The organism is Streptococcus sp. K0074, from assembly GCF_048843365.1.
Classification (GTDB): domain Bacteria; phylum Bacillota; class Bacilli; order Lactobacillales; family Streptococcaceae; genus Streptococcus; species Streptococcus mitis_BM.
The window spans coordinates 166,032-191,691 of the sequence record NZ_CP184836.1 but is presented as its reverse complement, the minus strand read 5'-3'; the positions used below and the strand labels follow the sequence as shown (position 1 = coordinate 191,691).

Here is a 25,660-nt window from a genome sequence, read left to right as displayed (position 1 = left end):
TCTGTTACCATTATAGACCTGTAAACAGGAAAAGTAAAATAGAAAGTGGAGCTAACAATTATTTGACAAGTAGTGCTAATTATGTAATAATAATCCTACAAGAACTGTAACGAAGTCTTGGCAAAAACAAAAATACCAGAGCTCCACCTCTGGTATTTCTTTTTGTCCAGTTACATTAAAACTAAACTCAGGTTATATTTTTTTGTCGCGCTTATCTAACCACTTTCTGACTATCCACTCAGAAATGACATTACCGGTAATAGTAATCAGTAATGGTGCTAGAATAACTGTAACGAAGATTAGCAAAAACTCACCTCCAAACTAAGTTCGTTAGTGGAGTTGCGACAAATCCATTTTAACATACTTCAATTTGTCATGCTAGCGTTATTCTATCATGTATTTTTGCGGTCGGGGGGCTTTTGTAGTATAATAGAGATACGTTTTTACAGTAGGAGGTATCTATGGACTTAACTAATCGCTTTAATAAACAGTTAGATAAGATTCAAGTTTCGTTGATTCGTCAGTTTGACCAGGCTATTTCGGAGATTCCTGGGGTCTTGCGTTTGACCTTGGGGGAACCTGATTTTACAACGCCAGACCATGTCAAGGAGGCAGCCAAGCGAGCGATTGATCAGAACCAATCCTACTATACAGGGATGAGTGGTCTGCTGACTCTACGTCAGGCGGCCAGTGACTTTGTTAAGGAAAAGTACCAACTGGACTATGCTCCTGAAAATGAAATCTTGGTTACAATTGGGGCGACAGAGGCTTTATCTGCTACTTTGACAGCTATTTTGGAAGAGGGAGACAAGGTGCTCTTGCCAGCTCCTGCCTATCCAGGTTATGAACCGATTGTTAATCTAGTTGGGGCAGAGGTTGTCGAGATTGATACGACTGAAAATGGGTTTGTCTTGACTCCTGAGATGTTGGAGAAGGCCATTTTGGAGCAGGGTGACAAGCTCAAGGCGGTTATTCTCAACTATCCAGCAAATCCGACAGGAATTACCTACAGTCGGGAGCAGTTGGAGGCCTTGGCAGCTGTTTTACGCAAGTACGAGATTTTCGTTGTCTGTGATGAGGTTTACTCAGAATTGACCTACACAGGCGAAGCCCATGTGTCTCTAGGAACGATGTTGAGAGACCAGGCTATTATTATCAATGGTCTATCTAAATCGCATGCTATGACCGGTTGGCGTTTGGGGCTGATTTTCGCTCCTGCGGCCTTCACAGCCCAGTTAATCAAGAGTCACCAGTACTTGGTGACTGCCGCAAATACTATGGCTCAACACGCTGCGGTGGAGGCCTTGACGGCTGGTAAAAACGATGCGGAACCGATGAAGAAGGAATACATCCAGCGTCGAGATTATATTATCGAGAAAATGACTGCTCTTGGTTTTGAGATTATCAAACCAGACGGTGCCTTCTATATCTTTGCTAAGATTCCAGCGGGCTACAACCAAGACTCCTTTGCCTTTCTCAAGGATTTTGCTCAGAAGAAGGCCGTTGCCTTTATCCCTGGTGCTGCCTTTGGGCGTTATGGTGAAGGCTATGTTCGCCTGTCTTATGCAGCCAGCATGGAGACTATCAAAGAAGCCATGAAACGGCTTGAGGAGTATATGAGAGAAGCATGATTCAGTCTATCACGAGTCAAGGCTTGGTGCTCTACAATCGCAACTTTCGTGAGGATGATAAGCTAGTCAAAATCTTTACAGAGCAGGCTGGTAAACGCATGTTTTTCGTCAAACATGCTGGTCAATCCAAACTGGCGTCTGTTATTCAGCCCTTGGTGCTGGCTCGATTTCTCTTACGAATCAATGATGACGGGCTTAGCTACATTGAGGACTATCATGAGGTGATGACTTTTCCCAAGATTAATAGCGATCTCTTTGTCATGGCTTATGCGACCTACGTAGCAGCTCTTGCCGATGCTAGTTTGCAGGACAATCAGCAAGATGCTCCCTTGTTTGCTTTTTTGCAAAAGACCTTGGAGTTGATGGAAGCGGGCTTGGATTATCAGGTTTTGACCAATATTTTTGAAATCCAAATCTTGACTCGATTTGGGATTAGCCTCAATTTTAATGAGTGTGTCTTCTGCCATCGGGTCGGTCAGGCTTTTGATTTTTCTTTCAAATATGGAGCCTGCCTCTGTCCAGATCATTATTATGAAGATGAGAGACGTTGCCATCTCAATCCCAATATCCCTTATCTGCTCAATCAGTTTCAAGCCATTGATTTTGAGACCTTGGAGACCATTTCGCTCAAGCCTGAAATCAAGCAAGAGCTACGCCAATTTATGGATCAACTCTACGAAGAGTACGTTGGTATTCACCTAAAATCAAAGAAATTTATTGATTCCCTATCCGACTGGGGACAATTACTAAAAGAGGAAGACAAATGAAAAAAATCGCAGTAGATGCCATGGGAGGCGATTACGCACCTCAGGCCATCGTTGAGGGTGTCAATCAAGCCTTGGCTGACTTTTCAGATATCGAGGTTCAACTCTATGGAGATGAAGCTAAAATCAAGCAATATCTGACAGCGACAGAGCGCGTCAGCATTATCCATACGGATGAGAAGATTGATTCAGACGATGAACCTACGAGAGCAATTCGGAAGAAGAAAAATGCCAGTATGGTATTGGCGGCCAAGGCTGTCAAAGACGGCGAAGCAGACGCTGTTCTCTCAGCTGGGAATACAGGTGCTTTACTAGCGGCAGGATTTTTCATCGTGGGTCGTATCAAGAATATCGACCGTCCTGGGCTTATGTCAACATTGCCGACTATTGATGGGAAAGGTTTTGACATGCTGGACCTCGGTGCTAATGCAGAAAATACAGCCCAGCACCTCCATCAATATGCGGTTCTAGGTTCTTTCTATGCTAAAAATGTCCGTGGAATTGCGCAACCACGCGTTGGCTTGCTCAATAACGGAACAGAGAGTAGTAAGGGCGACCCGCTTCGCAAGGAAACCTACGAATTACTAGCAGCTGATGAAAGTTTGAACTTTATCGGAAATGTGGAAGCGCGTGATTTGATGAATGGCGTTGCGGATGTTGTTGTGGCAGATGGTTTCACGGGAAACGCTGTGCTCAAATCCATTGAAGGGACAGCCATGGGAATCATGGGATTGCTCAAGACAGCTATTACAGATGGTGGTCTTCGAGCGAAACTAGGCGCACTCCTTCTCAAGGATAGCCTTAGAGGTTTGAAAAAACAGCTCAACTACTCAGATGTTGGTGGAGCAGTCTTGTTTGGTGTCAAGGCACCGGTTGTCAAGACTCATGGCTCAAGCGATGCCAAGGCTGTGTATAGTACAATCCGCCAGATTCGTACCATGCTAGAGACAGACGTAGTTGCCCAGACTGCGCGTGAATTTTCAGGAGAATAAAAGAGATGACAGAAAAAGAAATTTTTGACCGTATTGTGACCATTATCCAAGAGCGACAGGGAGAGGACTTTGTCGTGACAGAATCCTTGAGTCTGAAAGACGATTTGGATGCGGACTCAGTTGACTTGATGGAGTTTATCTTGACACTGGAAGATGAATTTAATATCGAAATCAGCGATGAGGAAATTGACCAACTCCAAAGTGTAGGAGATGTGGTTAAAATCATTCAAGGAAAATAGCAATCGGAGTTCCAAGACAACGGAAGTAGATGGTTTTTAGAAATGAGGAATATCGGATATCCTTGTAAAAATGGGAAAAACACGTTATAATGGACTTATTAGAAGAGAAAGGAAGTATACTCGTGGCTACATTTAGTATTACTCGTGATATCACACTCACAAAAGAAGATTTTGAAAAAATTCAAGCCTCTAAATCAACTGATTTGTTGCTTGATATTATCAAAAAGAATACAGATAAACAAGAACAACCTTCCTTACTAGGTCTAGAGAAGCTGGTAAGATAAAGTATGAAATTATATGCCTTACCACTAGGGGATGTCATCAAATTCATACGACAAACCGTTATTACTAGAAATCCTGAATATACTAATGAACGGAGAATACGTCAAAAAGTCCGTGAGAACTTCTCTAAGATTGTTTCTGAGCAAGTGTCGTTTGGTAAAAATGAGGATATGTTAGAGTATCTTAAAAATGACGCAATTACAACAGAGCTGACACATAAATCGAGAAATTTTATTATTATTGATCAAGAGATATCAGGAGAGAGATTTGAGATTTTAGGTTTTTTTACACTAACATTAAAAATTGTTAATGTTCAAGAATTAGATAATGATAGCAAAAAATCTTTTGTTTTAAGTGGGAAAAACGCTAGAAACTTAAATTATATACCAGGACTTTTGATTGCTCAATTTGGAAGAAATTTACACTTTAATAAAATTACTGGTCAGCAGGTTATGGAATTAGTTGTTGACAAAATTCAATTAGCCCAGAGCATTTTAGGGGGTAAAATGGTTTATTTGGATAGTGTCAATGAAGATAAAGTGATTAATTTTTATAAATCGTTTGGTTTTGTTGAATACGGTGAGATTATTAGGGATAATAAGCACCCTGATGTATACTATCAACCAATGGCTCTTGATATGACAAAAGTGATTGTTGAGTAAATATAGGAGTTCCAAGGCATTTGCTTTGGAATTTTTTATTTGGCTTAATACTCTTCGAAAATCTCTTCAAACCACGTCAGCTCTATCTGCCACCTCAAAACAGTGTTTTGAGCAACCTGCGGCTAGCTTCCTAGTTTGCTCTTTGATTTTCATTGAGTATAAGTGACCGTTTAGGAACAGATTTAGTCTTTCTAGGGACAGTAGAAATCTGAGGAGAAATAAGGGATATAATAGAGTCAGAAAAAATCAATCTCCAAAAAGGAGAAAAAAGAAAGGATTTTTATAGAGTTATATCAATACGGTATTACTCAAAATACAATTCGTAGATATTGGTAATATTGTCTAATTTTTCACAATATTATTGACTTTGATTATGAAAAGTATTAGAATATAGCTAAATAAAGAGGGGAAACCCTCCTGTAGCTATTCAATAAAGGAGGAAACGGCTATGAAAAAATCTAAACTACTTACACTTGGTTTACTTGCAGGTGCTGGTCTACTTTTATCTATCAACCAAGCACAGGCTGCAGATACTTGGGTTAAAAATGGTGCTGACTGGAATCTTTCTCAAGATGGCAGTCTCGCTAAAAATAAATGGGTACAAAACGCTGGTTCTTGGTATCACTTCGATGGTTCTGGTAAAATGCAGACAGGCTGGCTCAAAGACGGTAACACTTGGTATTCGCTCGCAGATAGTGGCGCCATGCGTACTGGCTGGTACAAGGAAGGCAACACATGGTACTCACTAGCAGATAGTGGCGCTATGCGTACAGGTTGGTACAAAGAAGGATCTACATGGTATTACCTCAAAGGCAGTGGCGCTATGGCAACAGGATGGGCGACTCCAAATGGTAAATGGTCTTACTTTGAAAAATCAGGTGCTATGGTCGCAGACAGAGCTGTTCCAGCCAGTGATGGGGAAAGTTATGTCATTGGTAAGGATGGCTATCTAGCAAATAGAAAAGATGCTGGATACAGTATTCATGATATTGTCAAACTTGGAGATGGGCAAGAATATTTGCTAAATGCTAAAGGTGACGATGTTATTATTGAAAAAAATGCTTGGTATATCAGACCAGAGTTTAAGAAGTTTTCTAATAAATATGGAGATGAGGTTTCAAATACTACCTTAGCTCTGGTAGATAATAAAGACGAAGGACAAGAAATTGATCCTAAGGCAGTTGTACAGAACTTCCAAAACTTACCAAATCGCTACTACTTTGATGAAAATGGACATCGTGTGATTAATATCCCAGCAATGACAACCTATTCAGAGATTAAAAAAGTTGGCAATGATGTCTATTTAGAAAATCCAGGTGCACGACTTCGTCTTGGGGCTACCCACTTTACAATCAATAACAATAAACTATACTATTTAGAAAATGAGCAAGGTAAGCTCAAAACAGGTTACTTTGTATTGATTGATGATGGAGCAACCACTACTCACCATCACATTCTAGCCTATGCGGATCAATCTGGTGAGATTCTTAAGATGAAACGCTTACCATCAGGAGTTTCAGATTATCTGGATAAAGAAATCGATGGTTTATACGGTGAAAAAATTAAAATTGAATCTCCACACTCAAACGAATATTATAAAGTGGTTGTGGTTAAATAAAAATAATATCTTCACAACTAATTATTAACACTCTAACCAATATACCATTTTCAGGAGGCTTTAGATTTCTTGTATTTTAAAAGGAAACTAAAGCCTTTTGTGGATTTATAAGGGGTTAGAGAGGATATAAAAGTATGAAAAGGAGTCTGTCATGGAAATGAAAAATACATTTGTAGAATTAGAACAATTTGAAGAGTTAACCCCAGAGGTATTGGAGGAAGTGAATGGTGGAGGGATTTTTGAAGATATTTACCATTGGCTACATCTACTCCCAGATCCAAGATAGTATTTTGATTAAAATGTGTTAACTAAACAGATTTATGATTATATTACTTGAATTTTTAGTGTTTATATTGATTTTAATCAATATTTTAGCTCCTCCGATTTATCTAGGTAGTCAACTCTCTAAAGCATTTTATGACAAACGCTCTATATTTCTTTGGGTAGTTTTTCATCTATTTGCTACCTTCGTTTTTCCGAGTTTCTTGCATGTTGCCAATTTATTATTCTTTTATATAATATTTTGGATTGTGTTAAAGAAAAAGAAGAAGGAAGCTCTCTTTCTTGCCCTTTATCTATTTATGTTTTATCAAAGTATTCGATATTTGGTTTTGACATTTATAATACGATTGATATTTGACTACTCTGAACTATCTGATTTCTTGCATAGTGGATTTGATTCTGTATTTAGTTTGATTTCGTTGTTTTTGTCTGTTGTCATTTTAAGACGATGGGGAATTGATTTCAATATATTATTTTTAGATAAATTTCAATCGTTAGTGACGAAAAGTATGTGGATCTTATCCTTATTGTTTGGTTTCAGACTGTTTTCATCCATCATGTCTGGAGGATGTAATCCTTTCTACGTTCGATTTGATACGACCATTTCTCTCCTGATTTTCATCCTATTTTTCTCTTGGCTCTTTTACATTAAGCATTTGGAGCAGGTTTATCGTGATGAGCAGACCATTCAGAGACAAGAAGATGAAAATCGTTCCTTGCAAGGGATGGTGGATAAGCTGGGTCATCTCTATGATGAAGTTCGAGGTTTCCGTCATGATTTTGCAGGGATTGTCGCTAGCATGGAGCCTGCCATAGCGAATCAAGACATGGCCGAGGTGTCTACCATTTATCAAGATGTCTTTCTAAAGACAAATGAAAAGCTGAGAAAGGCGGACTACACAGCCTTTAATCTTCACAATATCCATGACATAGCCATTCGTAATACCTTGGCAAAAGCTATGATTGTGGCAGATAAGCAGGGAATTCATTTTAGTTTGGAGACGGTGGGGGTCGTAGAAGAGCTGGCATTGCCTATGTTGGAGGCTATCCGTATCTTATCTATCCTCACGACAAATGCCTTAGAGGCAGCCAGTGAGTCTGAAAATCCGCAGATTCTAGTTGCTTTGTTGGCAAGTGATAGGAGTGTCCGTTTTATCATTGAAAACACTCGTAAGAAAGAAGAACTGAACCCCAGCATTCTCAGTCAAAAGGGTTATTCTACTAAGGGTAACCATAGTGGACTGGGGTTAGCGACTTTGGAAGATATGGTTTTTCATTATGATTTAAACTTAGATACCCAGCTAGGAGAGACGACTTTTAGACAAGATTTAGAATTGCCATTTAAGGATGAGAAATGAGGGGGAGAGGAATGAGAATTTTAGTTTTGGAAGACGATAGAGTCCAGCAGGGACGGATAGAGCAGACTTTGCTAGATATCGGTCGCTCGCGCAATTTAAGATTGGAAATTGATATTGCCAAAAACTATGGAGATGTTGAAAAGTACTCTCAATATTTTGACCATTACCAGCTCTATTTATTGGATTTAGAGATTGATGGAGAGCGTGAACGGGGCTTTCAGGTTGCCCAACAGGTTCGGGAGCGTGATCCTTTTACAAGCATTGTCTTTGTGTCCACGCACTCGGAGGCCTTGCCTCTAGCTTTTCGCTACCACTTGTCTGCCTTGGATTTTATTTCCAAGGATCAGCCTGAGGAGGATTACCGTCATCAGCTGGAGCGCTGTCTGGACTATGTACTGGCAGTGGACAAGAGGGAAAATATGCGTCTCTTTACCTATAGTTTTGAGGGAAGACGTGGCTTTACTCTGCCCTATCATGAGATTTTAGCCTTTGAAACCTCAGTGGAATCCCACCGTATCAAGGTTTATTATGCCAATCATTCTATCAAGACCATTTATGGCAGTCTCAAGGATATCGCTGCAAAGGCTGAAAAAGATTACTTTGTCTATGCCAATCGCAATACTTTAGTCAGTTTACAGGCGATTGAAGAGATGACTGCTACAGAAGTGACCTTGTTAGAAGGCTTGCATTTCCCCGTATCACGAACAGCCAGAAGAACCCTTAAAAAACATCTCAATGTCTAATATCTGTTAGACTTGGATGAGTTTATCAATAAGAATGTCGGAAAATTTTCTGATATTCTTATTTTTTTGACTTCTTTTTCGAATAGATAGGTAAGAGGAAAAAGGAAGGAGTCTGGTTTATGTATCTACCAATCTTGTATCCGTGGTTCATTAAATTATTTTTTAAATAAAATTTAATTTAGTTGTACATTTTCGAAAATTTTTTTCGAATAGATAAGTAAGAGGAAACAGAAAGGAGTTTGCTTCATGTATCTACCAATTTTCTATCCATGGTTTACTAAATTATTTTTCAAATAAATTTAATTTAGTTGTACATTTTCGAAATTTTTTTCGAATAAATAAGTGAGAGGAAAAAGAAAGGAGCCTAGTTCATGTATCTACCAATCTTGTATCCGTGGTTTTTTAAATTATTTTTTAAATAAAATTTAATTTAGTTGTTCATTTTCGGATTGTTTTTCGAATAGATAAGTGAGAGGGAAAAAAGAAAGGAATAAAATAATGAAAGAACATTATTATGGATTTGTTGAGCTGACTTCGGAAGAATTGACCGATATTCAAGGTGGAGAAAATTGGACGAAGACACTTGCAGATTGGTACGTTGGATTTCGTAGAGGTTTAGGTTTTTAGGGGATAAGCGATGAATGAAATGAATGATAAGTGTACTATTGAAGTATTAAAGGAAAGCGACTTAGCTTTGCTGGTGGGTGGTAGCAAGGAAAGTTATCAACGGGGTTTAATTACAGGTTTATTGTTACGTAGTGTATTTATTGGAACTCCATTTTTTAGAGGATAAGATTTAGAAAAAATAGAACAAGAGGAGAAAAAGATGACAAATTTTGACAAAATGGAACAGAACTTTGTAGCTCTTACAGAAGAAGAGTTGATGGATGTGGATGGGGGGATTGCACCAATTATTATTGGTGGTGTAGTTATTAGTTGGAAATTAATTGGAGGTGTAGCTGCGCTTGCTACAGCTTCAGCAGGTGCCGGCATAGCTGCAGGATATTATGCTAATCGACCATAATTTTGGATTTATATATGAGATTTGTTAAATTAATGCTGAAGATTTGGCCTGAGCTTATGGTATTACTTAGTTCAATATCTTATACAATTATCAGGTTGGTAGCTGATGTGAATAAGCTACCCTTACCTACATGGTTTGATGATTTTAATATACCAACAATTTCATTATTTTTAATGGTATTCATTTTATTATATAGAAGTAAAGGAGAAAAGAATGGATAAATTTCAAGTAGTTGATGAGAAAGATTTGCAAGTAATTGAAGGAGGAATTGAACCTATTTCGATTATATTTGGCCTAAGTGCTATTGCATTTGGCGCATTTGGGGCTGGTTACACATTTGGTTCAGATTTGGCTCGTCGTGGGCGTTAGATAATGAATAACCGCAATCTGAATCTTAATACATTGTTACCTAAACTAGCCACTATATTTCCTTTATTGGGAATAACTCTTAATCTCGCGCTTCATGTGATTCGTACAGGTTCGTTAGTATCCTTTAATTGGCAATGGACTTTGGTTGGTTTGCTTTTCGCAGGATATTTTGGTATTTTTCGCAAAGATTTGTCAAAAAATAATCAAAATTATAAATGAAGAACATGAATCTAAAGGATTTTGTGCATGAGAATGGTAGCGTTTTTCCGCTATTCTTGTCAGGTAAATAGGAGTCTAGCATGAAAACATTTTTATTAGGTTTTGCTGAGGGTTATTTTATCGTATCGCTCATAATCTACAACGTAACGTATTTGATGTTGAAAAATCCGATTAATACCCTATTTTATCCATACCCTGTTTTATTTGGGCTCTTTTATCTAGAATATAAGGTCAATAAAAAGCAAGTAGGGTGAGCAGTTAAGAATGACTTGTTAGTCTGCTCCGAAAATGCCTAGAGTATAATCTCAGAATGCATCACATTGGAGTTTAAAAGGAGTAACTATGAATCGTAATTTAGAACGGTGTTATCTATTCTGACTAGGAATAGATCATACCAGAGGTGGCTTAGAAATAGCAGGGACATTAGAAATTGAAGTAATAAATAGGATGTCACAATGTTACCATCAATGATTTATTTGTTCCAAGCTTGCCTAGGGTGTCCGAAAAAAATCATTTTCCTTTCAATAGCATATTTTTAGTAGGTAGGACGTTTGTTCTGCCTATTTTTTGCCAAAAGTGCAGTTGAGGTGTTTATTTGGAGTTTTACATATATTTTTGATAAAATAGGTGTAGAAATTAGGAAAGTTGAAGAAAAGAAATGAAGAAGGTTTTAAGATATTTTTTAGTATTTGTGTTTCTATTTTTGATGAATATTTTCATCTTTAAGATACTAGCAACCCTGGGATTTCAGCTGACAATGAGTGAAAAGAGTTATATTGTACCACCGCTGTTTTCGATTATCGTTTTATATATGATTGACAAAAGAATTAGGAAGAAAAAGAAATAAATATATATTTTAGGTAGGACGTTTGTTCTGCCTATTTTTTTATCCTAAAAGTGCATTTGGGAGGGAGATAGGCGCATTTGGGGAGGAAGTCCAGTTTTTGTTTGGGGATTGGTGTAAGATAGTTATTATCAGATGAGTTTATACTCTTCGAAAATCAAATTCAAACCACGTCAACGTCGCCTTGCCGTATATATGTGACTGACTTCGTCAGTCCTATCTACAACCTCAAAACAGTGTTTTGAGCAGCCTGCGGCTAGTTTACTCTTTGATTTTCATTTAGTATTAGAAAAAGGAGATGAATATGAAATTTGGGAAACGTCACTATCGTCCGCAGGTGGATCAGATGGACTGCGGTGTAGCTTCATTAGCCATGGTTTTTGGCTACTATGGTAGTTATTATTCTTTGGCTCACTTGCGAGAATTGGCCAAGACAACCATGGATGGGACAACGGCTTTGGGCTTGGTCAAGGTGGCAGAGGAGATTGGCTTTGAGACGCGAGCAATTAAGGCGGATATGACGCTTTTTGACTTGCCAGATTTGACTTTTCCTTTTGTTGCTCATGTGCTTAAGGAAGGGAAATTGCTTCACTACTATGTGGTGATTGGGCAGGATAAGGATAGCATTCATATTGCCGACCCAGATCCTGGGGTGAAATTGACCAAACTGCCACGTGAGCGTTTTGCGGAAGAATGGACAGGAGTGACCCTTTTTATGGCACCTAGTCCAGACTACAAGCCTCATAAGGATCAAAAAAATGGACTTCTTTCCTTTATACCTATATTAGTGAAGCAGCGTGGCTTGATTGCCAATATCGTTTTGGCAACACTCTTGGTAACCTTGATTAACATTGTGGGTTCTTATTATTTGCAGTCTATCATTGATACCTATGTACCAGATCAGATGCGTTCGACGTTGGGGATTATTTCTATTGGGCTGGTCATCGTTTATATTCTCCAGCAGATCTTGTCTTATGCTCAGGAATATCTCTTACTTGTTTTGGGGCAACGCTTGTCGATTGATGTGATTTTGTCCTATATCAAGCATGTTTTTCACCTGCCTATGTCCTTTTTTGCGACACGTCGGACAGGGGAAATCGTGTCTCGTTTCACGGATGCTAATAGTATCATCGATGCGCTGGCTTCGACCATTCTTTCGATTTTCCTAGATGTATCAACGGTTGTCATTATTTCTCTTATTTTATTTTCACAAAATACCAATCTCTTTTTCATGACTTTATTGGCACTTCCTATCTACACAGTGATTATCTTTGCATTTATGAAGCCGTTTGAAAAGATGAATCGGGACACCATGGAAGCCAATGCGGTGCTGTCTTCTTCTATCATTGAGGACATCAACGGTATTGAGACTATCAAGTCTTTGACCAGTGAAAGTCAGCGTTACCAAAAGATTGATAAGGAATTTGTAGCTTATCTGAAGAAATCCTTTACCTATAGTCGGGCAGAGAGTCAGCAAAAGGCTCTGAAAAAAGTTGCCCATCTCTTGCTCAATGTCGGTATTCTCTGGATGGGGGCTGTTCTGGTCATGGATGGCAAGATGAGTTTGGGGCAGTTGATTACCTATAATACCTTGCTGGTTTACTTTACAAATCCTTTGGAAAATATCATCAACCTGCAAACCAAGCTTCAGACAGCGCAGGTTGCCAATAACCGTCTAAATGAGGTTTATCTGGTAGCTTCTGAGTTTGAGGAGAAGAAAACAGTTGAGGATCTGAGCTTGATGAAGGGAGATATGACCTTCAAGCAGGTTTCCTACAAGTATGGCTATGGTCGAGATGTCTTGTCAGATATCAATTTGACTATTCCGCAGGGTTCTAAGGTGGCTTTTGTGGGGATTTCGGGGTCAGGTAAGACGACCTTGGCCAAGATGATGGTTAATTTTTACGACCCAAGTCAGGGAGAGATTAGTCTGGGTGGCGTCAATCTCAATCAGATTGATAAAAAGGCCTTGCGCCAGTATATCAACTATCTGCCTCAACAGCCCTATGTCTTTAACGGAACGATTTTGGACAATCTTCTTTTGGGAGCCAAGGAGGGAACGACTCAGGAGGATATCTTACGGGCGGTCGAATTGGCAGAGATTCGGGAGGATATTGAGCGCATGCCACTGAATTACCAGACAGAATTGACTTCGGACGGGGCAGGAATCTCAGGTGGTCAACGTCAGAGAATCGCTCTGGCGCGTGCTCTCCTGACAGATGCACCGGTCTTGATTTTGGATGAGGCGACCAGCAGTTTGGATATTTTGACAGAGAAGCGGATTGTAGATAATCTGATGGCTTTAGACAAGACCTTGATTTTCATTGCTCACCGCTTGACCATTGCTGAGCGGACAGAGAAGGTTGTAGTCTTGGATCAGGGCAAGATTGTCGAAGAAGGAAAGCATGCTGATTTGCTTGCACGGGGTGGATTTTACGCCCATTTGGTGAATAGCTAGAAAGAGGAGAGGATGAAACCAGAATTTTTAGAAAGTGCGGAGTTTTATAATCGTCGTTACCATAATTTTTCCAGTCGGGTGATTGTCCCCATGTCCCTTCTGCTCGTGTTTTTGCTTGGATTTGCAACATTTGCAGAGAAGGAGATGAGTTTGTCTACTAGAGCTACTGTTGAGCCTAGTCGAATCCTTGCAAATATCCAGTCAACTAGCAACAATCGTATGCTTGTCAATCATTTGGAAGAAAATAAGCTGGTTAAAAAGGGAGAACTGTTAGTTCAATATCAGGAAGGGGCAGAGGGTGTCCAAGCGGAGTCTTATGCCAGTCAGTTGGACATGCTCAAGGATCAAAAAAAGCAATTGGAGTATTTGCAGAAGAGCTTGCAAGAAGGGGAGAACCACTTTCCAGAGGAGGATAAGTTTGGCTACCAAGCCACCTTTCGCGACTACATCAGTCAAGCAGGCAGTCTTAGGGCTAGTACATCGCAACAAAATGAGACCATCGCATCCCAGAATGCAGCAGCTAGCCAAACCCAAGTCGAAATCGGCAACCTCATCAGTCAAACAGAGGCTAAAATTCGCGATTACCAGACAGCTAAGTCAGCTATTGAAACAGGTGCTTCCTTGGCCAGTCAGAATCTAGCCTATTCTCTCTACCAGTCCTACAAGTCTCAGGGTGAGGAAAATCCGCAAGCTAAAGCTCAGGCAGTTGCGCAGGTTGAAGCGCAGCTTTCTCAGTTAGAATCTAGTCTTGCTACTTACCGTGTCCAGTATGCAGGTTCAGGTACCCAGCAAGCCTATGCGTCAGGCTTAAGCAGTCAATTGGAGTCTCTCAAATCCCAACACTTGGCTAAGGTTGGTCAGGAATTGACCCTTCTAGACCAGAAAATTTTGGAGGCAGAATCGGGTAAGAAGGTTCAGGGAAATCTTTTAGACAAGGGGAAAATTACGGCAAGTGAGGATGGGGTGCTTCACCTTAATCCTGAGACCAGTGATTCTACCATGGTAGCAGAAGGTGCCATACTAGCCCAACTCTATCCGTCCTTGGAGAAAGAAGGGAAAGCTAAACTCACAGCCTATCTTAGTTCAAAGGATGTAGCAAGAATCAAGGTCGGTGATTCTGTTCGCTATACGACGATTCATGATGCTAAGAATCAACTTTTCCTAGATTCTACTATTACCAGCATCGATGCGACAGCTACCAAGACTGAAAAAGGGAATTTCTTTAAAATTGAGGCGAAGACTAATCTAACTTCGGAGCAGGCTGAAAAACTTCGGTACGGGGTGGAAGGTCGCTTGCAGATGATTACGGGCAAGAAAAGTTATCTACGTTATTATTTGGATCAATTTTTGAACAAAGGGTAATGTTCGCGTTTTTAGAGTTAAATGATTTTAAAACTGTGAGAAAGATTCTTCTTGCGGTTTTTTCTTTATGATTTTTAAGATTGCTACGTTATTTATTCGGTTGAATTCTTGTAATTTTAGGTTTTTTATGGTAGAATGTGCTCAAGTAATACGAAAGGCGAACTTTAAAATGTCAAAACAATTGATCTATTCGGGAAAAGCTAAAGATATCTATACAACTGAGGATGAAAATCTTATTATTTCAACTTACAAGGACCAGGCGACTGCTTTCAATGGTGTCAAGAAGGAGCAGATTGCGGGTAAGGGAGTGTTGAATAATCAGATTTCATCTTTTATTTTTGAGAAATTAAATGTGGCTGGTGTGGCGACTCACTTTGTGGAGAAACTTTCAGACACAGAACAACTCAATAAAAAGGTTGAGATTATTCCTTTGGAAGTCGTGCTCCGCAACTATACAGCTGGTTCTTTTTCAAAACGTTTTGGCGTAGACGAAGGTATCGCCTTTGAGACTCCGATTGTCGAATTTTACTATAAAAATGATGATTTGGATGATCCATTTATCAATGACGAGCATGTGAAATTCCTACAGATTGCGGATGACCAGCAAATCTCCTACTTGAAGGAAGAAACGCGTCGTATCAATGAACTCTTGAAAGCCTGGTTCGCTGAGATTGGGCTTAAGTTGATTGACTTTAAGCTAGAGTTCGGTTTTGATAAGGATGGCAAGATTATCTTAGCAGACGAATTTTCACCAGATAACTGCCGCTTGTGGGATGCGGATGGTAACCACATGGATAAGGATGTTTTTCGTAGAGGATTGGGAGAACTAACAGACGTTTATGAGATTGTTTGGGAAAAGTTACAGGAATTGAAATAATCTATTTGCAAGACTCTCAAGGTCATTTGGAAAGATTGCAAGAGCTGAAATAAAGGAATAAGAATTGATGGATAAACGTATTTTTGTTGAAAAAAAGGCTGATTTTCAGGTCAAGTCAGAGAGTTTGGTTAGAGAACTCCAGCATAACTTGGGACTTTCAAGCTTGAAAAGTATTCGCATCGTGCAAGTGTATGATGTCTTTAACTTGGCAGAGGACCTGTTTGCACCTGCAGAGAAACACATCTTCTCTGAGCAGGTGACAGATCATGTCTTGGACGAAGCGGCTGTGCAGGCGGATCTGGCTAACTATGCTTTCTTTGCTATTGAAAGTCTACCTGGGCAGTTTGACCAGCGTGCAGCATCTTCACAGGAAGCCTTGCTTTTGCTAGGTAGCTCGAGTGATGTAACAGTCAATACCGCTCAACTTTACTTAGTCAATAAAGATATTGATGCGACTGAGTTGGAAGCAGTCAAGAACTACTTGCTCAATCCAGTTGATTCTCGTTTCAAGGACATCACGACAGGGATTGCCAAGCAGGAATTTTCTGAGTCAGACAAGACCATTCCTAAATTGACTTTCTTTGAAAACTATACAGCAGAAGACTTTGCGCGCTACAAGGCTAAACAAGGGATGGCCATGGAAGTGGATGATTTGCTTTTTATCCAAGACTACTTCAAGTCAATCGGGCGCGTGCCGACGGAAACAGAACTCAAGGTTTTGGACACTTACTGGTCTGACCACTGCCGTCACACGACTTTTGAGACAGAGTTGAAGCAGATTGATTTCTCAGCTTCTAAATTCCAAAAACAATTGCAGTCAACCTATGACAAATATATTGCTATGCGCGAAGAGTTGGGTCGCTCTGAAAAACCACAAACCTTGATGGATATGGCGACTATTTTCGGTCGTTATGAGCGTGCTAATGGACGTTTGGATGACATGGAAGTGTCAGATGAAATCAATGCTTGCTCAGTAGAAATCGAAGTGGACGTTAATGGTGTGAAAGAACCATGGCTCCTCATGTTCAAGAACGAAACCCACAATCACCCAACGGAAATTGAGCCATTTGGTGGTGCTGCTACCTGTATCGGTGGAGCCATTCGTGACCCATTGTCAGGTCGTTCCTACGTTTATCAAGCCATGCGTATTTCAGGTGCTGGTGATATTACAGCACCGATTTCGGAAACGCGTGCTGGTAAGCTGCCACAACAGGTTATTTCTAAGACAGCTGCTCATGGTTATTCTTCATATGGTAACCAGATTGGGCTTGCGACGACCTACGTTCGTGAGTATTTCCATCCAGGCTTTGTAGCTAAACGCATGGAGCTTGGTGCTGTTGTCGGAGCGGCTCCTAAGGGCAATGTTGTCCGTGAAAAACCGGAAGCGGGTGATGTCATTATCCTCCTTGGAGGTAAGACTGGACGTGATGGTGTCGGTGGTGCGACGGGCTCTTCTAAGGTTCAAACAGTTGAGTCTGTTGAGACTGCTGGAGCTGAGGTTCAAAAAGGGAATGCCATCGAAGAACGCAAGATTCAGCGCCTCTTCCGTAATGGTGATGTGACCCGTCTTATCAAGAAGTCTAATGACTTTGGTGCTGGTGGTGTCTGTGTAGCCATCGGTGAATTGGCAGACGGTCTTGAAATCGATCTCAACAAAGTACCTCTTAAATACCAAGGATTGAATGGTACCGAAATTGCCATTTCTGAATCTCAAGAACGGATGGCGGTCGTGGTTCGCCCAGAAGACGTAGATGCCTTCGTTTTAGAATGTAACAAAGAAAATATTGACGCTGTTGTTGTTGCGACAGTGACTGAAAAACCAAATCTAGTCATGCACTGGAATGGTGAAACCATCGTGGACTTGGAGCGTCGTTTCCTTGATACCAATGGTGTGCGTGTGGTCGTCGATGCTAAGGTTGTGGACAAGGATGTCAAGCTTCCAGAAGAACGTCAAACATCTGCTAACACACTTGAAGTTGATACACTTGCGGTTTTATCTGATTTGAATCATGCGAGTCAAAAAGGATTACAGACTATCTTTGATTGCTCTGTTGGACGCTCCACGGTTAATCACCCACTTGGTGGTCGTTACCAACTCACACCAACTGAGGCATCTGTGCAGAAATTACCAGTTCAACACGGTGTGACCCATACTGCGTCAGTCATGGCCCAAGGATTCAATCCATATGTAGCTGAATGGTCTCCATACCACGGTGCTGCCTATGCGGTGATCGAAGCAACTGCTCGATTGGTTGCTGCTGGTGCAAACTGGTCTCAGGCTCGTTTCTCTTACCAAGAGTACTTCGAGCGCATGGACAAACAAGCTGAGCGTTTTGGTCAGCCAGTAGCAGCGCTTCTAGGTTCTATCGAAGCTCAGATTCAGCTCGGTCTACCATCTATTGGTGGTAAGGACTCTATGTCTGGTACATTTGAAGAATTGACTGTGCCACCAACCTTAGTTGCCTTTGGGGTAACGACGGCAGATAGCCGTAAGGTGCTTTCTCCAGAATTTAAGGTTGCTGGTGAACATATCTACTACATCCCAGGTCAAGCATTGGCTCAAGAGATTGACTTCGATCTTATCAAGTCTAACTTCGCTCAATTTGAAGCCCTTCAAAAGGCTCACAAAGTAACATCTGCATCGGCTGTCAAATACGGCGGTGTGGTTGAAAGTTTGGCTCTTGCTACCTTTGGAAATAATATCGGTGCAGAGGTGACCTTGTCTGAACTTGAAAGTTCTTTGACAGCACAATTGGGCGGATTTGTCTTCACATCACCTGAAGAAATTGCTGGAGTAGAGAAGATTGGACAAACAAGTGCAGACTTTACACTCCTTGTCAACGGTGTGAAGCTAGATGGACACAAACTTGACAGTGCCTTCCAAGGGAAATTGGAGGAAGTTTACCCAACAGAATTTACTCAAGCTAAAGAACTTGCTGAAGTACCAGCTGTGGTATCAGATGTTGTGATTAAAGCAAAAGAAAAGGTTGAAAAACCTGTGGTCTATATCCCAGTCTTCCCAGGAACCAACTCAGAATATGACTCAGCCAAGGCCTTTGAGAAAGAAGGTGCAGAGGTTAACTTGGTGCCATTCGTGACCTTGCATGAAGAAGCCATTGTCAAGTCAGTCGAAACTATGGTTGACAACATCGGCAAGGCTAATATCCTTTTCTTTGCAGGTGGATTCTCAGCTGCGGACGAGCCAGATGGTTCAGCCAAGTTTATTGTCAATATTCTGCTTAATGAAAAAGTGCGTGCAGCTATTGATAGCTTTATCGCCCGTGGTGGCTTGATTATCGGTATCTGTAATGGATTCCAGGCTCTCGTCAAATCAGGCCTTCTTCCATACGGAAACTTTGAAGATGCCAGCAGTACGAGCCCAACCCTCTTCTACAATGATGCCAACCAACACGTGGCCAAGATGGTGGAAACTCGGATTGCCAATACCAACTCGCCGTGGTTGACTGGGGTGCAAGTGGGTAATATTCATGCTATCCCAGTATCGCATGGTGAAGGGAAGTTTGTTGTGACGGCTGAAGAATTTGCAGAGCTTCGTGCCAATGGTCAAATCTTTAGCCAATACGTTGATTTTGAAGGCAAACCAAGTATGGATTCTAAGTACAATCCGAATGGTTCTATCCATGCCATCGAAGGAATTACCAGCAAGAACGGCCAAATCATTGGTAAAATGGGACACTCAGAACGTTATGAAGACGGTCTTTTCCAAAATATCCCAGGCAATAAAGACCAGCATCTATTCGCGTCAGCTGTTAAATACTTCACTGGAAAATAAGACTTGCAGATTTTCTAATAGATAGTATCAGTAATGTAAAAGTCATGTAGATTTAGCTCTTGGTGCTACACAAATAAAAATTAGGTATATAAAATGACATACGAAGTAAAATCTCTTAATGAAGAATGTGGTGTTTTCGGTGTCTGGGGACATCCAGATGCTGCTAAATTGACCTATTTTGGTCTCCATAGTCTTCAGCACCGTGGTCAAGAGGGGGCAGGAATCCTCTCCAATGACCAAGGGAAACTAAAGCGCCATCGTGACATGGGGCTTTTATCAGAAGTCTTCAGAAATCCAGCTAATTTGGATAAATTGACGGGAACTGGTGCGATTGGGCATGTGCGTTATGCGACTGCTGGCGAAGCTTCTGTAGATAATATCCAGCCCTTCCTCTTCCGTTTTCACGATATGCAGTTTGGCTTGGCTCATAATGGGAATCTGACCAATGCAACCTCTCTTAAGAAAGAGTTAGAAGAAAGAGGAGCCATTTTCAGTGCAACTTCGGACTCGGAAATCTTAGCCCACCTCATTCGTCGTAGTCACAATCCTAGTCTGATGGGCAAAATCAAGGAGGCACTCAGCCTTGTCAAAGGTGGTTTTGCCTATATCTTACTGTTTGAAGACAAGTTGATTGCGGCTCTTGACCCAAATGGTTTCCGTCCACTTTCTATCGGGAAAATGGCCAACGGAGCGGTGGTGGTTTCCTCTGAAACATGTGCTTTTGAGGTTATTGGTGCTGAATGGATTCGTGATTTGAAGCCAGGTGAGATTGTCATCATTGATGACAAGGGCATCCAGTATGATAGCTATACAGACGATACTCAGTTAGCAATCTGTTCTATGGAGTATATCTACTTTGCCCGCCCTGATTCTAATATCCACGGTGTCAATGTCCATACGGCACGTAAACGTATGGGTGCCCAATTAGCGCGAGAATTCAAGCATGAGGCGGATATCGTGGTCGGTGTGCCAAATTCCTCACTCAGCGCAGCCATGGGATTTGCGGAAGAGTCCGGTTTGCCAAACGAAATGGGTCTTATCAAGAACCAATACACCCAACGTACCTTTATCCAACCGACTCAAGAATTACGAGAGCAAGGGGTGCGGATGAAACTATCTGCTGTTTCTGGTGTTGTAAAAGGCAAGCGTGTGGTTATGATTGATGACTCTATTGTACGTGGAACAACCTCTCGTCGTATCGTTCAGCTCTTGAAAGAAGCGGGTGCGACTGAGGTTCACGTTGCTATTGGCAGTCCAGCGCTAGCTTATCCATGCTTCTATGGAATTGATATCCAGACCCGTCAGGAGCTGATTGCGGCCAATCATACGGTCGAAGAAACGCGCCAAATCATTGGGGCGGATAGCCTGACCTATCTTTCTGTTGAGGGGTTGATTGATTCGATTGGGATTGAAACAGATGCGCCAAATGGCGGTCTCTGTGTCGCTTATTTTGATGGTGATTACCCAACGCCTCTCTACGACTATGAAGAAGACTATCGTAGAAGTTTGGAAGAAAAGACCAGTTTTTACAAATAGATAATAGATCCTCCATTAAAGGAAAGGAAGAGGAGACAAAATGACAAATAAAAATGCTTATGCCCCACGTCTCACTACTGACTAAAAGCTAAAGCATTTGTCAGTAGACGCTTTCTCCTATGGGGCAAAGCTAGAACCCTGACTAGTATTTTTATACTCTTCGAAAATCAAATTCAAACCACGTCAGCTTCACCTTGCCGTACTCAAGTACAGCCTGCGGCTAGCTTCCTAGTTTGCTTTTTGATTTTCATTGAGTATTAGATAAAATAATTGTTTATCTAAAAATACGTCGCAGTCTTTCCCAAAAAAAGAAAAGGAAAAATAAAATGGCAAATAAAAATGCGTACGCTCAATCTGGTGTGGATGTTGAAGCGGGTTATGAAGTTGTTGAACGGATTAAAAAGCACGTGGCTCGTACGGAGCGTGCAGGTGTCATGGGAGCTCTGGGTGGCTTTGGTGGTATGTTTGACCTTTCAAAGACTGGGGTTAAAGAACCCGTCTTGATTTCAGGGACTGACGGTGTCGGAACCAAACTCATGTTGGCTATCAAATACGACAAGCACGATACCATCGGTCAGGACTGTGTGGCCATGTGTGTCAATGATATCATTGCTGCAGGTGCGGAACCCCTCTATTTCCTCGACTATGTGGCGACAGGGAAGAATGAACCAGTTAAGCTAGAACAAGTTGTCGCTGGTGTGGCAGAAGGTTGTGTGCAGGCAGGCGCTGCCCTCATTGGTGGGGAAACGGCTGAAATGCCTGGCATGTACGGCGAAGATGACTATGACTTGGCTGGTTTTGCGGTCGGTGTGGCTGAAAAATCTCAAATCATTGACGGTTCAAAAGTGGCAGAAGGAGATATTCTTCTCGGACTTGCTTCAAGTGGGATTCATTCCAATGGTTACTCTCTCGTCCGTCGTGTCTTTGCGGATTACACAGGTGAGGAAATCTTGCCAGAATTGGAAGGTAAGCAACTCAAGGAAGTTTTGCTTGAGCCAACTCGTATCTATGTCAAGGCTGTTTTGCCACTCATCAAAGAAGGCTTGGTAAATGGTATTGCCCACATCACAGGTGGTGGCTTTATTGAGAATATCCCTCGCATGTTTGCAGCTGACTTGGCTGCTGAGATTGAGGAAGACAAGGTTCCAGTTTTACCGATTTTCAAAGCCCTTGAAAAATACGGTCAGATCAAACATGAAGAAATGTTTGAAATCTTCAATATGGGTGTGGGACTTATGCTAGCAGTTAGCCCTGAAAATGTAAGTCGTGTCAAGGAATTGTTGGATGAACCAGTCTATGAAATTGGTCGTATCGTCAAGAAAGAAAACGAAAGTGTCATCATCAAATGAAAAAAATAGCGGTTTTTGCCTCAGGTAATGGCTCGAATTTTCAGGTGATAGCGGAACAATTTCCAGTAGAGTTTGTCTTTTCAGACCATCGTGACGCCTATGTGCTCGAACGTGCAGACAAGCTCGGCGTTCTGTCCTATGCTTTTGAATTAAAGGAGTTTGAAAGCAAGGCAGACTACGAAGCAGCCATTGTCGAACTCTTGGAAGAACACCAGATTGACTTGGTTTGCCTAGCGGGCTACATGAAAATCGTTGGGCCAACCTTATTGGCGGCTTATGAAGGTCGGATTATTAACATTCACCCAGCCTACCTGCCAGAATTTCCAGGAGCTCATGGGATTGAGGATGCTTGGAATGCTGGCGTTGCTGAGAGTGGTGTTACCATTCACTGGGTGGATTCAGGTGTGGATACAGGCAAGGTTATCAAACAAGTACGTGTGCCACGGCTTGAAGGGGATACCCTAGATACTTTCGAGACTCGCATCCATGAAATAGAGTACAAACTATATCCAGAGGTGTTGGATAGTTTGGGAGTAGGGAGAAGATAAGAAGTAAATCAAATTTTGATTGTGCAATCTTGCTAGGAGAAAAAATGATTGAGATAAAATTAGTAGATGAGAGCAGTTTTCAGGCAGTGCTGGATTTGAAAATATCTGAAGCTGATGAACGAGCACGTTTCGTGTCTCCAAATGTACGCTCTTTAGCTGACGCATGGCTCTACAGAGAGAATGGGGATGTGTTTCCAATGGCAATTTATTGGAATGAGCTTGTGGTTGGTTTTCTCCTGTTGGAAATAGATAAGGATGAAGCGGAATACTTTATCTGGCGGATAATGATTGGTCAGCAGTACCAAGGAAGAGGTCATGGTCGAAAAGCCTTGGAAGTTCTAATCAAAAAGGCTCAGATGGATATCGCTTGCAATCACATTATTGCAGATTATGTGGTTGGAAATGAAAAAATGAAGCACCTGCTGACTAGTTTGGGTTTTCAGGAAACAGGATTTATAGAAGAAAATAACGAAGTCGCTATGCGCTTGGACCTAAAGAAAGAGGAATATAATGACTAAAGGCGCCTTAATCAGCGTCTCAGACAAAGCGGGCATTGTTGAATTTGCCCAAGAACTCAAAAAAACTTGGTTGGGACATCATCTCAACAGGTGGAACCAAGGTTGCCCTTGATAATGCTGGGGTGAGCACCAGTGCCATTGATGATTCATATGATATCTTTGATTCAAAATTGGAGTCAGTGATTGTTGAAAACGGCTTCAAACGGAGGTATCGGGTGTGGACACTGGTAAGATTATCAAACAAGTCCGTGTGCCACGGTTAGCTGATGATACGATTGACAGTTTTGAAGCTCGCATCCATGAGGCAGAGTATAAGTTGTATCCAGAAGTCATTAGAGAATTGTTGGACAAGTAAATGAAAAAATGGTTGGAAACACTTGCCTTGATTACCTTGGCAATCATTCTACGTTTACTAGTAAATTTTTTCTTCCCAGAGATTCCTTATTGGGGGAGATTTTTACTGACAGTAATTTTGGGAGTCTTGGTAATCGTCTCCCTATACTTTATGAATCGAAAAATTCGTAGGTAGAGAGTTTGAAAATGAAAGGAAAAAACATGACTAAACGCGCCTTAATCAGCGTCTCAAACAAAGTGGGCATTGTTGAATTTGCCCAAGAACTTAAAAAACTTGGTTGGGAGATTATCTCGACTGGTGGAACCAAGGTTGCCCTTGATACTGCTGGGGTGGACATCATTGCGATTGATGATGTGACTGGTTTTCCAGAAATGATGGACGGTCGTGTTAAGACCCTCCATCCAAATATCCATGGTGGACTCTTGGCTCGTCGTGACTTGGATAGTCACCTTCAAGCAGCCAAGGATAATCAAATTGAGCTTATCGACCTTGTTGTGGTCAACCTCTATCCTTTCAAGGAAACGATTCTCAAACCAGATGTGACGTACGCTGATGCGGTTGAGAACATCGATATCGGTGGGCCATCTATGCTTCGTTCAGCAGCTAAGAACCACGCTAGCGTAACAGTTGTGGTAGATCCTGCTGACTATACAGTGGTTTTGGACGAGTTGTCAGCCAATGGTGAAACGACTTATGAAACTCGCCAACGTTTGGCAGCCAAGGTTTTCCGTCATACAGCGGCTTATGACGCCTTGATTGCAGAGTATTTCACAGCTCAAGTCGGAGAAAGCAAACCTGAAAAGCTCACTTTGACCTATGATCTCAAACAAGCTATGCGTTACGGTGAGAACCCTCAACAAGACGCGGACTTTTACCAGAAAGCTTTGCCGACTGATTACTCCATTGCTTCAGCCAAACAGCTCAACGGGAAAGAATTGTCTTTCAACAATATCCGCGATGCTGATGCGGCCATTCGTATCATCCGTGATTTTAAAGACCGTCCAACCGTTGTGGCTCTCAAACACATGAACCCATGTGGAATCGGTCAGGCTGATGACATCGAGACTGCTTGGGACTACGCTTATGAGTCTGACCCAGTGTCTATCTTTGGTGGTATCGTTGTTCTTAACCGTGAGGTGGATGCTGCGACAGCTGAGAAGATGCATGGTGTATTCCTTGAAATCATCATTGCACCAAGCTATACGGATGAAGCGTTAGCCATTTTGACCAACAAAAAGAAAAACTTGCGTATCCTTGTCTTGCCATTTGATGCTCAAGAGGCTAGCGAAGTAGAAGCAGAATACACAGGTGTAGTTGGTGGACTTCTGGTGCAAAACCAAGATGTAGTCAAGGAAAGCCCAGCCGATTGGCAAGTGGTGACCAAACGCCAACCAACTGAGACAGAAGCGACAGCTCTTGAGTTTGCTTGGAAGGCTATTAAATACGTCAAATCAAACGGAATCATCGTAACCAACGACCACATGACACTTGGTGTTGGTCCAGGTCAAACTAACCGTGTTGCCTCTGTTCGTATCGCTATTGACCAAGCTAAAGACCGTCTTGACGGTGCTGTCCTTGCTTCGGATGCCTTCTTCCCATTTGCGGATAATGTGGAAGAAATCGCCAAAGCAGGTATCAAGGCCATCATCCAGCCAGGTGGGTCCGTCCGTGACCAAGAGTCTATCGAAGCTGCTGACAAATACGGTTTGACTATGGTCTTCACAGGTGTGAGACATTTTAGACATTAAGAAAATAAAAGGGAAGAAAACAGTTTCTTTCCTTTTTTGCGTAAAAATGCGGAGCAAAACAAGATTAAAACGAACGTTTATGATATAAT

Annotated in this window: 25 protein-coding genes and 2 pseudogenes; all 27 read left to right on the top strand. The window is 41.5% G+C overall.

Annotated elements, in window-relative coordinates:
• The first annotated feature begins 461 nt into the window (after nucleotides 1-461).
• The 27 genes and pseudogenes from ACN076_RS01080 to purH all read left to right on the top strand — a co-directional run bounded on the left by ACN076_RS01080 (nucleotide 462) and on the right by purH (nucleotide 25,571).
• Nucleotides 462-1,631: a pyridoxal phosphate-dependent aminotransferase gene (locus tag ACN076_RS01080; protein ID WP_420789992.1), complete on the top strand. Its 1,170-nt coding sequence runs from the start codon at nucleotides 462-464 to the stop codon at nucleotides 1,629-1,631.
• Nucleotides 1,628-2,398, top strand: a complete 771-nt coding sequence (gene recO / locus ACN076_RS01075; RefSeq protein ID WP_173261785.1) for a DNA repair protein RecO — start codon at nucleotides 1,628-1,630, stop codon at nucleotides 2,396-2,398. The genes ACN076_RS01080 and recO overlap by 4 nt, the downstream gene beginning before the upstream one ends.
• On the top strand, nucleotides 2,395-3,387 hold the full coding sequence (gene plsX, locus ACN076_RS01070) for a phosphate acyltransferase PlsX (protein ID WP_218757509.1): 993 nt from the start codon (nucleotides 2,395-2,397) through the stop codon (nucleotides 3,385-3,387). Before recO ends, plsX begins: the two co-directional genes overlap by 4 nt.
• Before the next feature lie 5 nt (nucleotides 3,388-3,392).
• On the top strand, nucleotides 3,393-3,626 hold the full coding sequence (locus ACN076_RS01065; protein WP_000136446.1) for an acyl carrier protein: 234 nt from the start codon (nucleotides 3,393-3,395) through the stop codon (nucleotides 3,624-3,626).
• Nucleotides 3,627-3,748: 122 nt separating this feature from the next.
• The gene (locus ACN076_RS01060; protein WP_000190273.1) at nucleotides 3,749-3,910 is read left to right on the top strand and encodes a hypothetical protein; all 162 of its coding nucleotides are present in this window, start codon (nucleotides 3,749-3,751) and stop codon (nucleotides 3,908-3,910) included.
• 3 nt (nucleotides 3,911-3,913) lie between these two features.
• The gene (locus ACN076_RS01055; RefSeq protein WP_049551061.1) at nucleotides 3,914-4,570 is read left to right on the top strand and encodes a hypothetical protein; all 657 of its coding nucleotides are present in this window, start codon (nucleotides 3,914-3,916) and stop codon (nucleotides 4,568-4,570) included.
• 448 nt (nucleotides 4,571-5,018) lie between these two features.
• Nucleotides 5,019-6,188, top strand: a complete 1,170-nt coding sequence (locus ACN076_RS01050; protein WP_420789991.1) for an N-acetylmuramoyl-L-alanine amidase family protein — start codon at nucleotides 5,019-5,021, stop codon at nucleotides 6,186-6,188.
• A gap of 151 nt (nucleotides 6,189-6,339) precedes the next feature.
• The gene (locus ACN076_RS01045; protein WP_000425302.1) at nucleotides 6,340-6,474 is read left to right on the top strand and encodes a ComC/BlpC family leader-containing pheromone/bacteriocin; all 135 of its coding nucleotides are present in this window, start codon (nucleotides 6,340-6,342) and stop codon (nucleotides 6,472-6,474) included.
• A gap of 505 nt (nucleotides 6,475-6,979) precedes the next feature.
• The gene (locus tag ACN076_RS01040; RefSeq protein WP_420789990.1) at nucleotides 6,980-7,828 is read left to right on the top strand and encodes a GHKL domain-containing protein; all 849 of its coding nucleotides are present in this window, start codon (nucleotides 6,980-6,982) and stop codon (nucleotides 7,826-7,828) included.
• An 11-nt stretch (nucleotides 7,829-7,839) separates the two neighbouring features.
• The gene (locus ACN076_RS01035) at nucleotides 7,840-8,571 is read left to right on the top strand and encodes a response regulator transcription factor (RefSeq protein ID WP_001221869.1); all 732 of its coding nucleotides are present in this window, start codon (nucleotides 7,840-7,842) and stop codon (nucleotides 8,569-8,571) included.
• Between the two features lie 498 nt (nucleotides 8,572-9,069).
• Nucleotides 9,070-9,198, top strand: a complete 129-nt coding sequence (locus ACN076_RS01030) for a smi_0059.1 family bacteriocin-like peptide (protein ID WP_049499438.1) — start codon at nucleotides 9,070-9,072, stop codon at nucleotides 9,196-9,198.
• Between the two features lie 10 nt (nucleotides 9,199-9,208).
• Nucleotides 9,209-9,364 carry a hypothetical protein gene (locus ACN076_RS01025; RefSeq protein ID WP_049499436.1) on the top strand — a complete coding sequence of 52 codons (156 nt, stop codon included), beginning with the start codon at nucleotides 9,209-9,211 and terminating at the stop codon, nucleotides 9,362-9,364.
• A 33-nt stretch (nucleotides 9,365-9,397) separates the two neighbouring features.
• Nucleotides 9,398-9,595, top strand: coding sequence for a class IIb bacteriocin, lactobin A/cerein 7B family (locus tag ACN076_RS01020; RefSeq protein WP_000180818.1), 198 nt, complete (start codon nucleotides 9,398-9,400; stop codon nucleotides 9,593-9,595).
• A 213-nt stretch (nucleotides 9,596-9,808) separates the two neighbouring features.
• Entirely contained in the window at nucleotides 9,809-9,964 is a 156-nt protein-coding gene (locus tag ACN076_RS01015) for a smi_0061 family bacteriocin-like peptide (RefSeq protein ID WP_000357248.1), read from the top strand.
• A 3-nt stretch (nucleotides 9,965-9,967) separates the two neighbouring features.
• Nucleotides 9,968-10,183, top strand: coding sequence for a bacteriocin immunity protein (locus tag ACN076_RS01010; protein ID WP_080673747.1), 216 nt, complete (start codon nucleotides 9,968-9,970; stop codon nucleotides 10,181-10,183).
• 658 nt (nucleotides 10,184-10,841) lie between these two features.
• Entirely contained in the window at nucleotides 10,842-11,030 is a 189-nt protein-coding gene (locus ACN076_RS01005; RefSeq protein WP_000757184.1) for a hypothetical protein, read from the top strand.
• 301 nt (nucleotides 11,031-11,331) lie between these two features.
• On the top strand, nucleotides 11,332-13,485 hold the full coding sequence (comA, locus tag ACN076_RS01000; RefSeq protein ID WP_420789989.1) for a peptide cleavage/export ABC transporter ComA: 2,154 nt from the start codon (nucleotides 11,332-11,334) through the stop codon (nucleotides 13,483-13,485).
• Nucleotides 13,486-13,497: 12 nt separating this feature from the next.
• Nucleotides 13,498-14,847, top strand: coding sequence for a competence pheromone export protein ComB (gene comB / locus ACN076_RS00995; protein ID WP_420789988.1), 1,350 nt, complete (start codon nucleotides 13,498-13,500; stop codon nucleotides 14,845-14,847).
• A gap of 169 nt (nucleotides 14,848-15,016) precedes the next feature.
• Nucleotides 15,017-15,724 carry a phosphoribosylaminoimidazolesuccinocarboxamide synthase gene (gene purC, locus ACN076_RS00990; RefSeq protein ID WP_420789987.1) on the top strand — a complete coding sequence of 236 codons (708 nt, stop codon included), beginning with the start codon at nucleotides 15,017-15,019 and terminating at the stop codon, nucleotides 15,722-15,724.
• A gap of 67 nt (nucleotides 15,725-15,791) precedes the next feature.
• Nucleotides 15,792-19,517, top strand: coding sequence for a phosphoribosylformylglycinamidine synthase (locus ACN076_RS00985; protein WP_420789986.1), 3,726 nt, complete (start codon nucleotides 15,792-15,794; stop codon nucleotides 19,515-19,517).
• Nucleotides 19,518-19,610: 93 nt separating this feature from the next.
• A complete protein-coding gene (purF, locus tag ACN076_RS00980; RefSeq protein ID WP_420789985.1) occupies nucleotides 19,611-21,053 on the top strand; it encodes an amidophosphoribosyltransferase in 1,443 nt (480 codons plus the stop codon).
• Between the two features lie 326 nt (nucleotides 21,054-21,379).
• Complete coding sequence (gene purM / locus ACN076_RS00975; RefSeq protein ID WP_420789984.1) at nucleotides 21,380-22,402, top strand: phosphoribosylformylglycinamidine cyclo-ligase; 1,023 nt, start codon at nucleotides 21,380-21,382, stop codon at nucleotides 22,400-22,402.
• Nucleotides 22,399-22,950, top strand: a complete 552-nt coding sequence (gene purN, locus ACN076_RS00970) for a phosphoribosylglycinamide formyltransferase (protein WP_420789983.1) — start codon at nucleotides 22,399-22,401, stop codon at nucleotides 22,948-22,950. The genes purM and purN overlap by 4 nt, the downstream gene beginning before the upstream one ends.
• 44 nt (nucleotides 22,951-22,994) lie before the next feature.
• Entirely contained in the window at nucleotides 22,995-23,468 is a 474-nt protein-coding gene (locus tag ACN076_RS00965) for a GNAT family N-acetyltransferase (RefSeq protein ID WP_033675667.1), read from the top strand.
• Nucleotides 23,461-23,614, top strand: a pseudogene (locus ACN076_RS00960) (bifunctional phosphoribosylaminoimidazolecarboxamide formyltransferase/IMP cyclohydrolase); the annotation flags it as partial. The gene ACN076_RS00965 and the pseudogene ACN076_RS00960, both read left to right, overlap by 8 nt.
• Nucleotides 23,615-23,679: 65 nt before the next feature.
• Nucleotides 23,680-23,823, top strand: a pseudogene (locus ACN076_RS00955) (formyltransferase family protein); the annotation flags it as partial.
• 200 nt (nucleotides 23,824-24,023) lie between these two features.
• Nucleotides 24,024-25,571, top strand: coding sequence for a bifunctional phosphoribosylaminoimidazolecarboxamide formyltransferase/IMP cyclohydrolase (gene purH / locus ACN076_RS00950; protein ID WP_261013135.1), 1,548 nt, complete (start codon nucleotides 24,024-24,026; stop codon nucleotides 25,569-25,571).
• Nucleotides 25,572-25,660 lie beyond the last annotated feature (89 nt).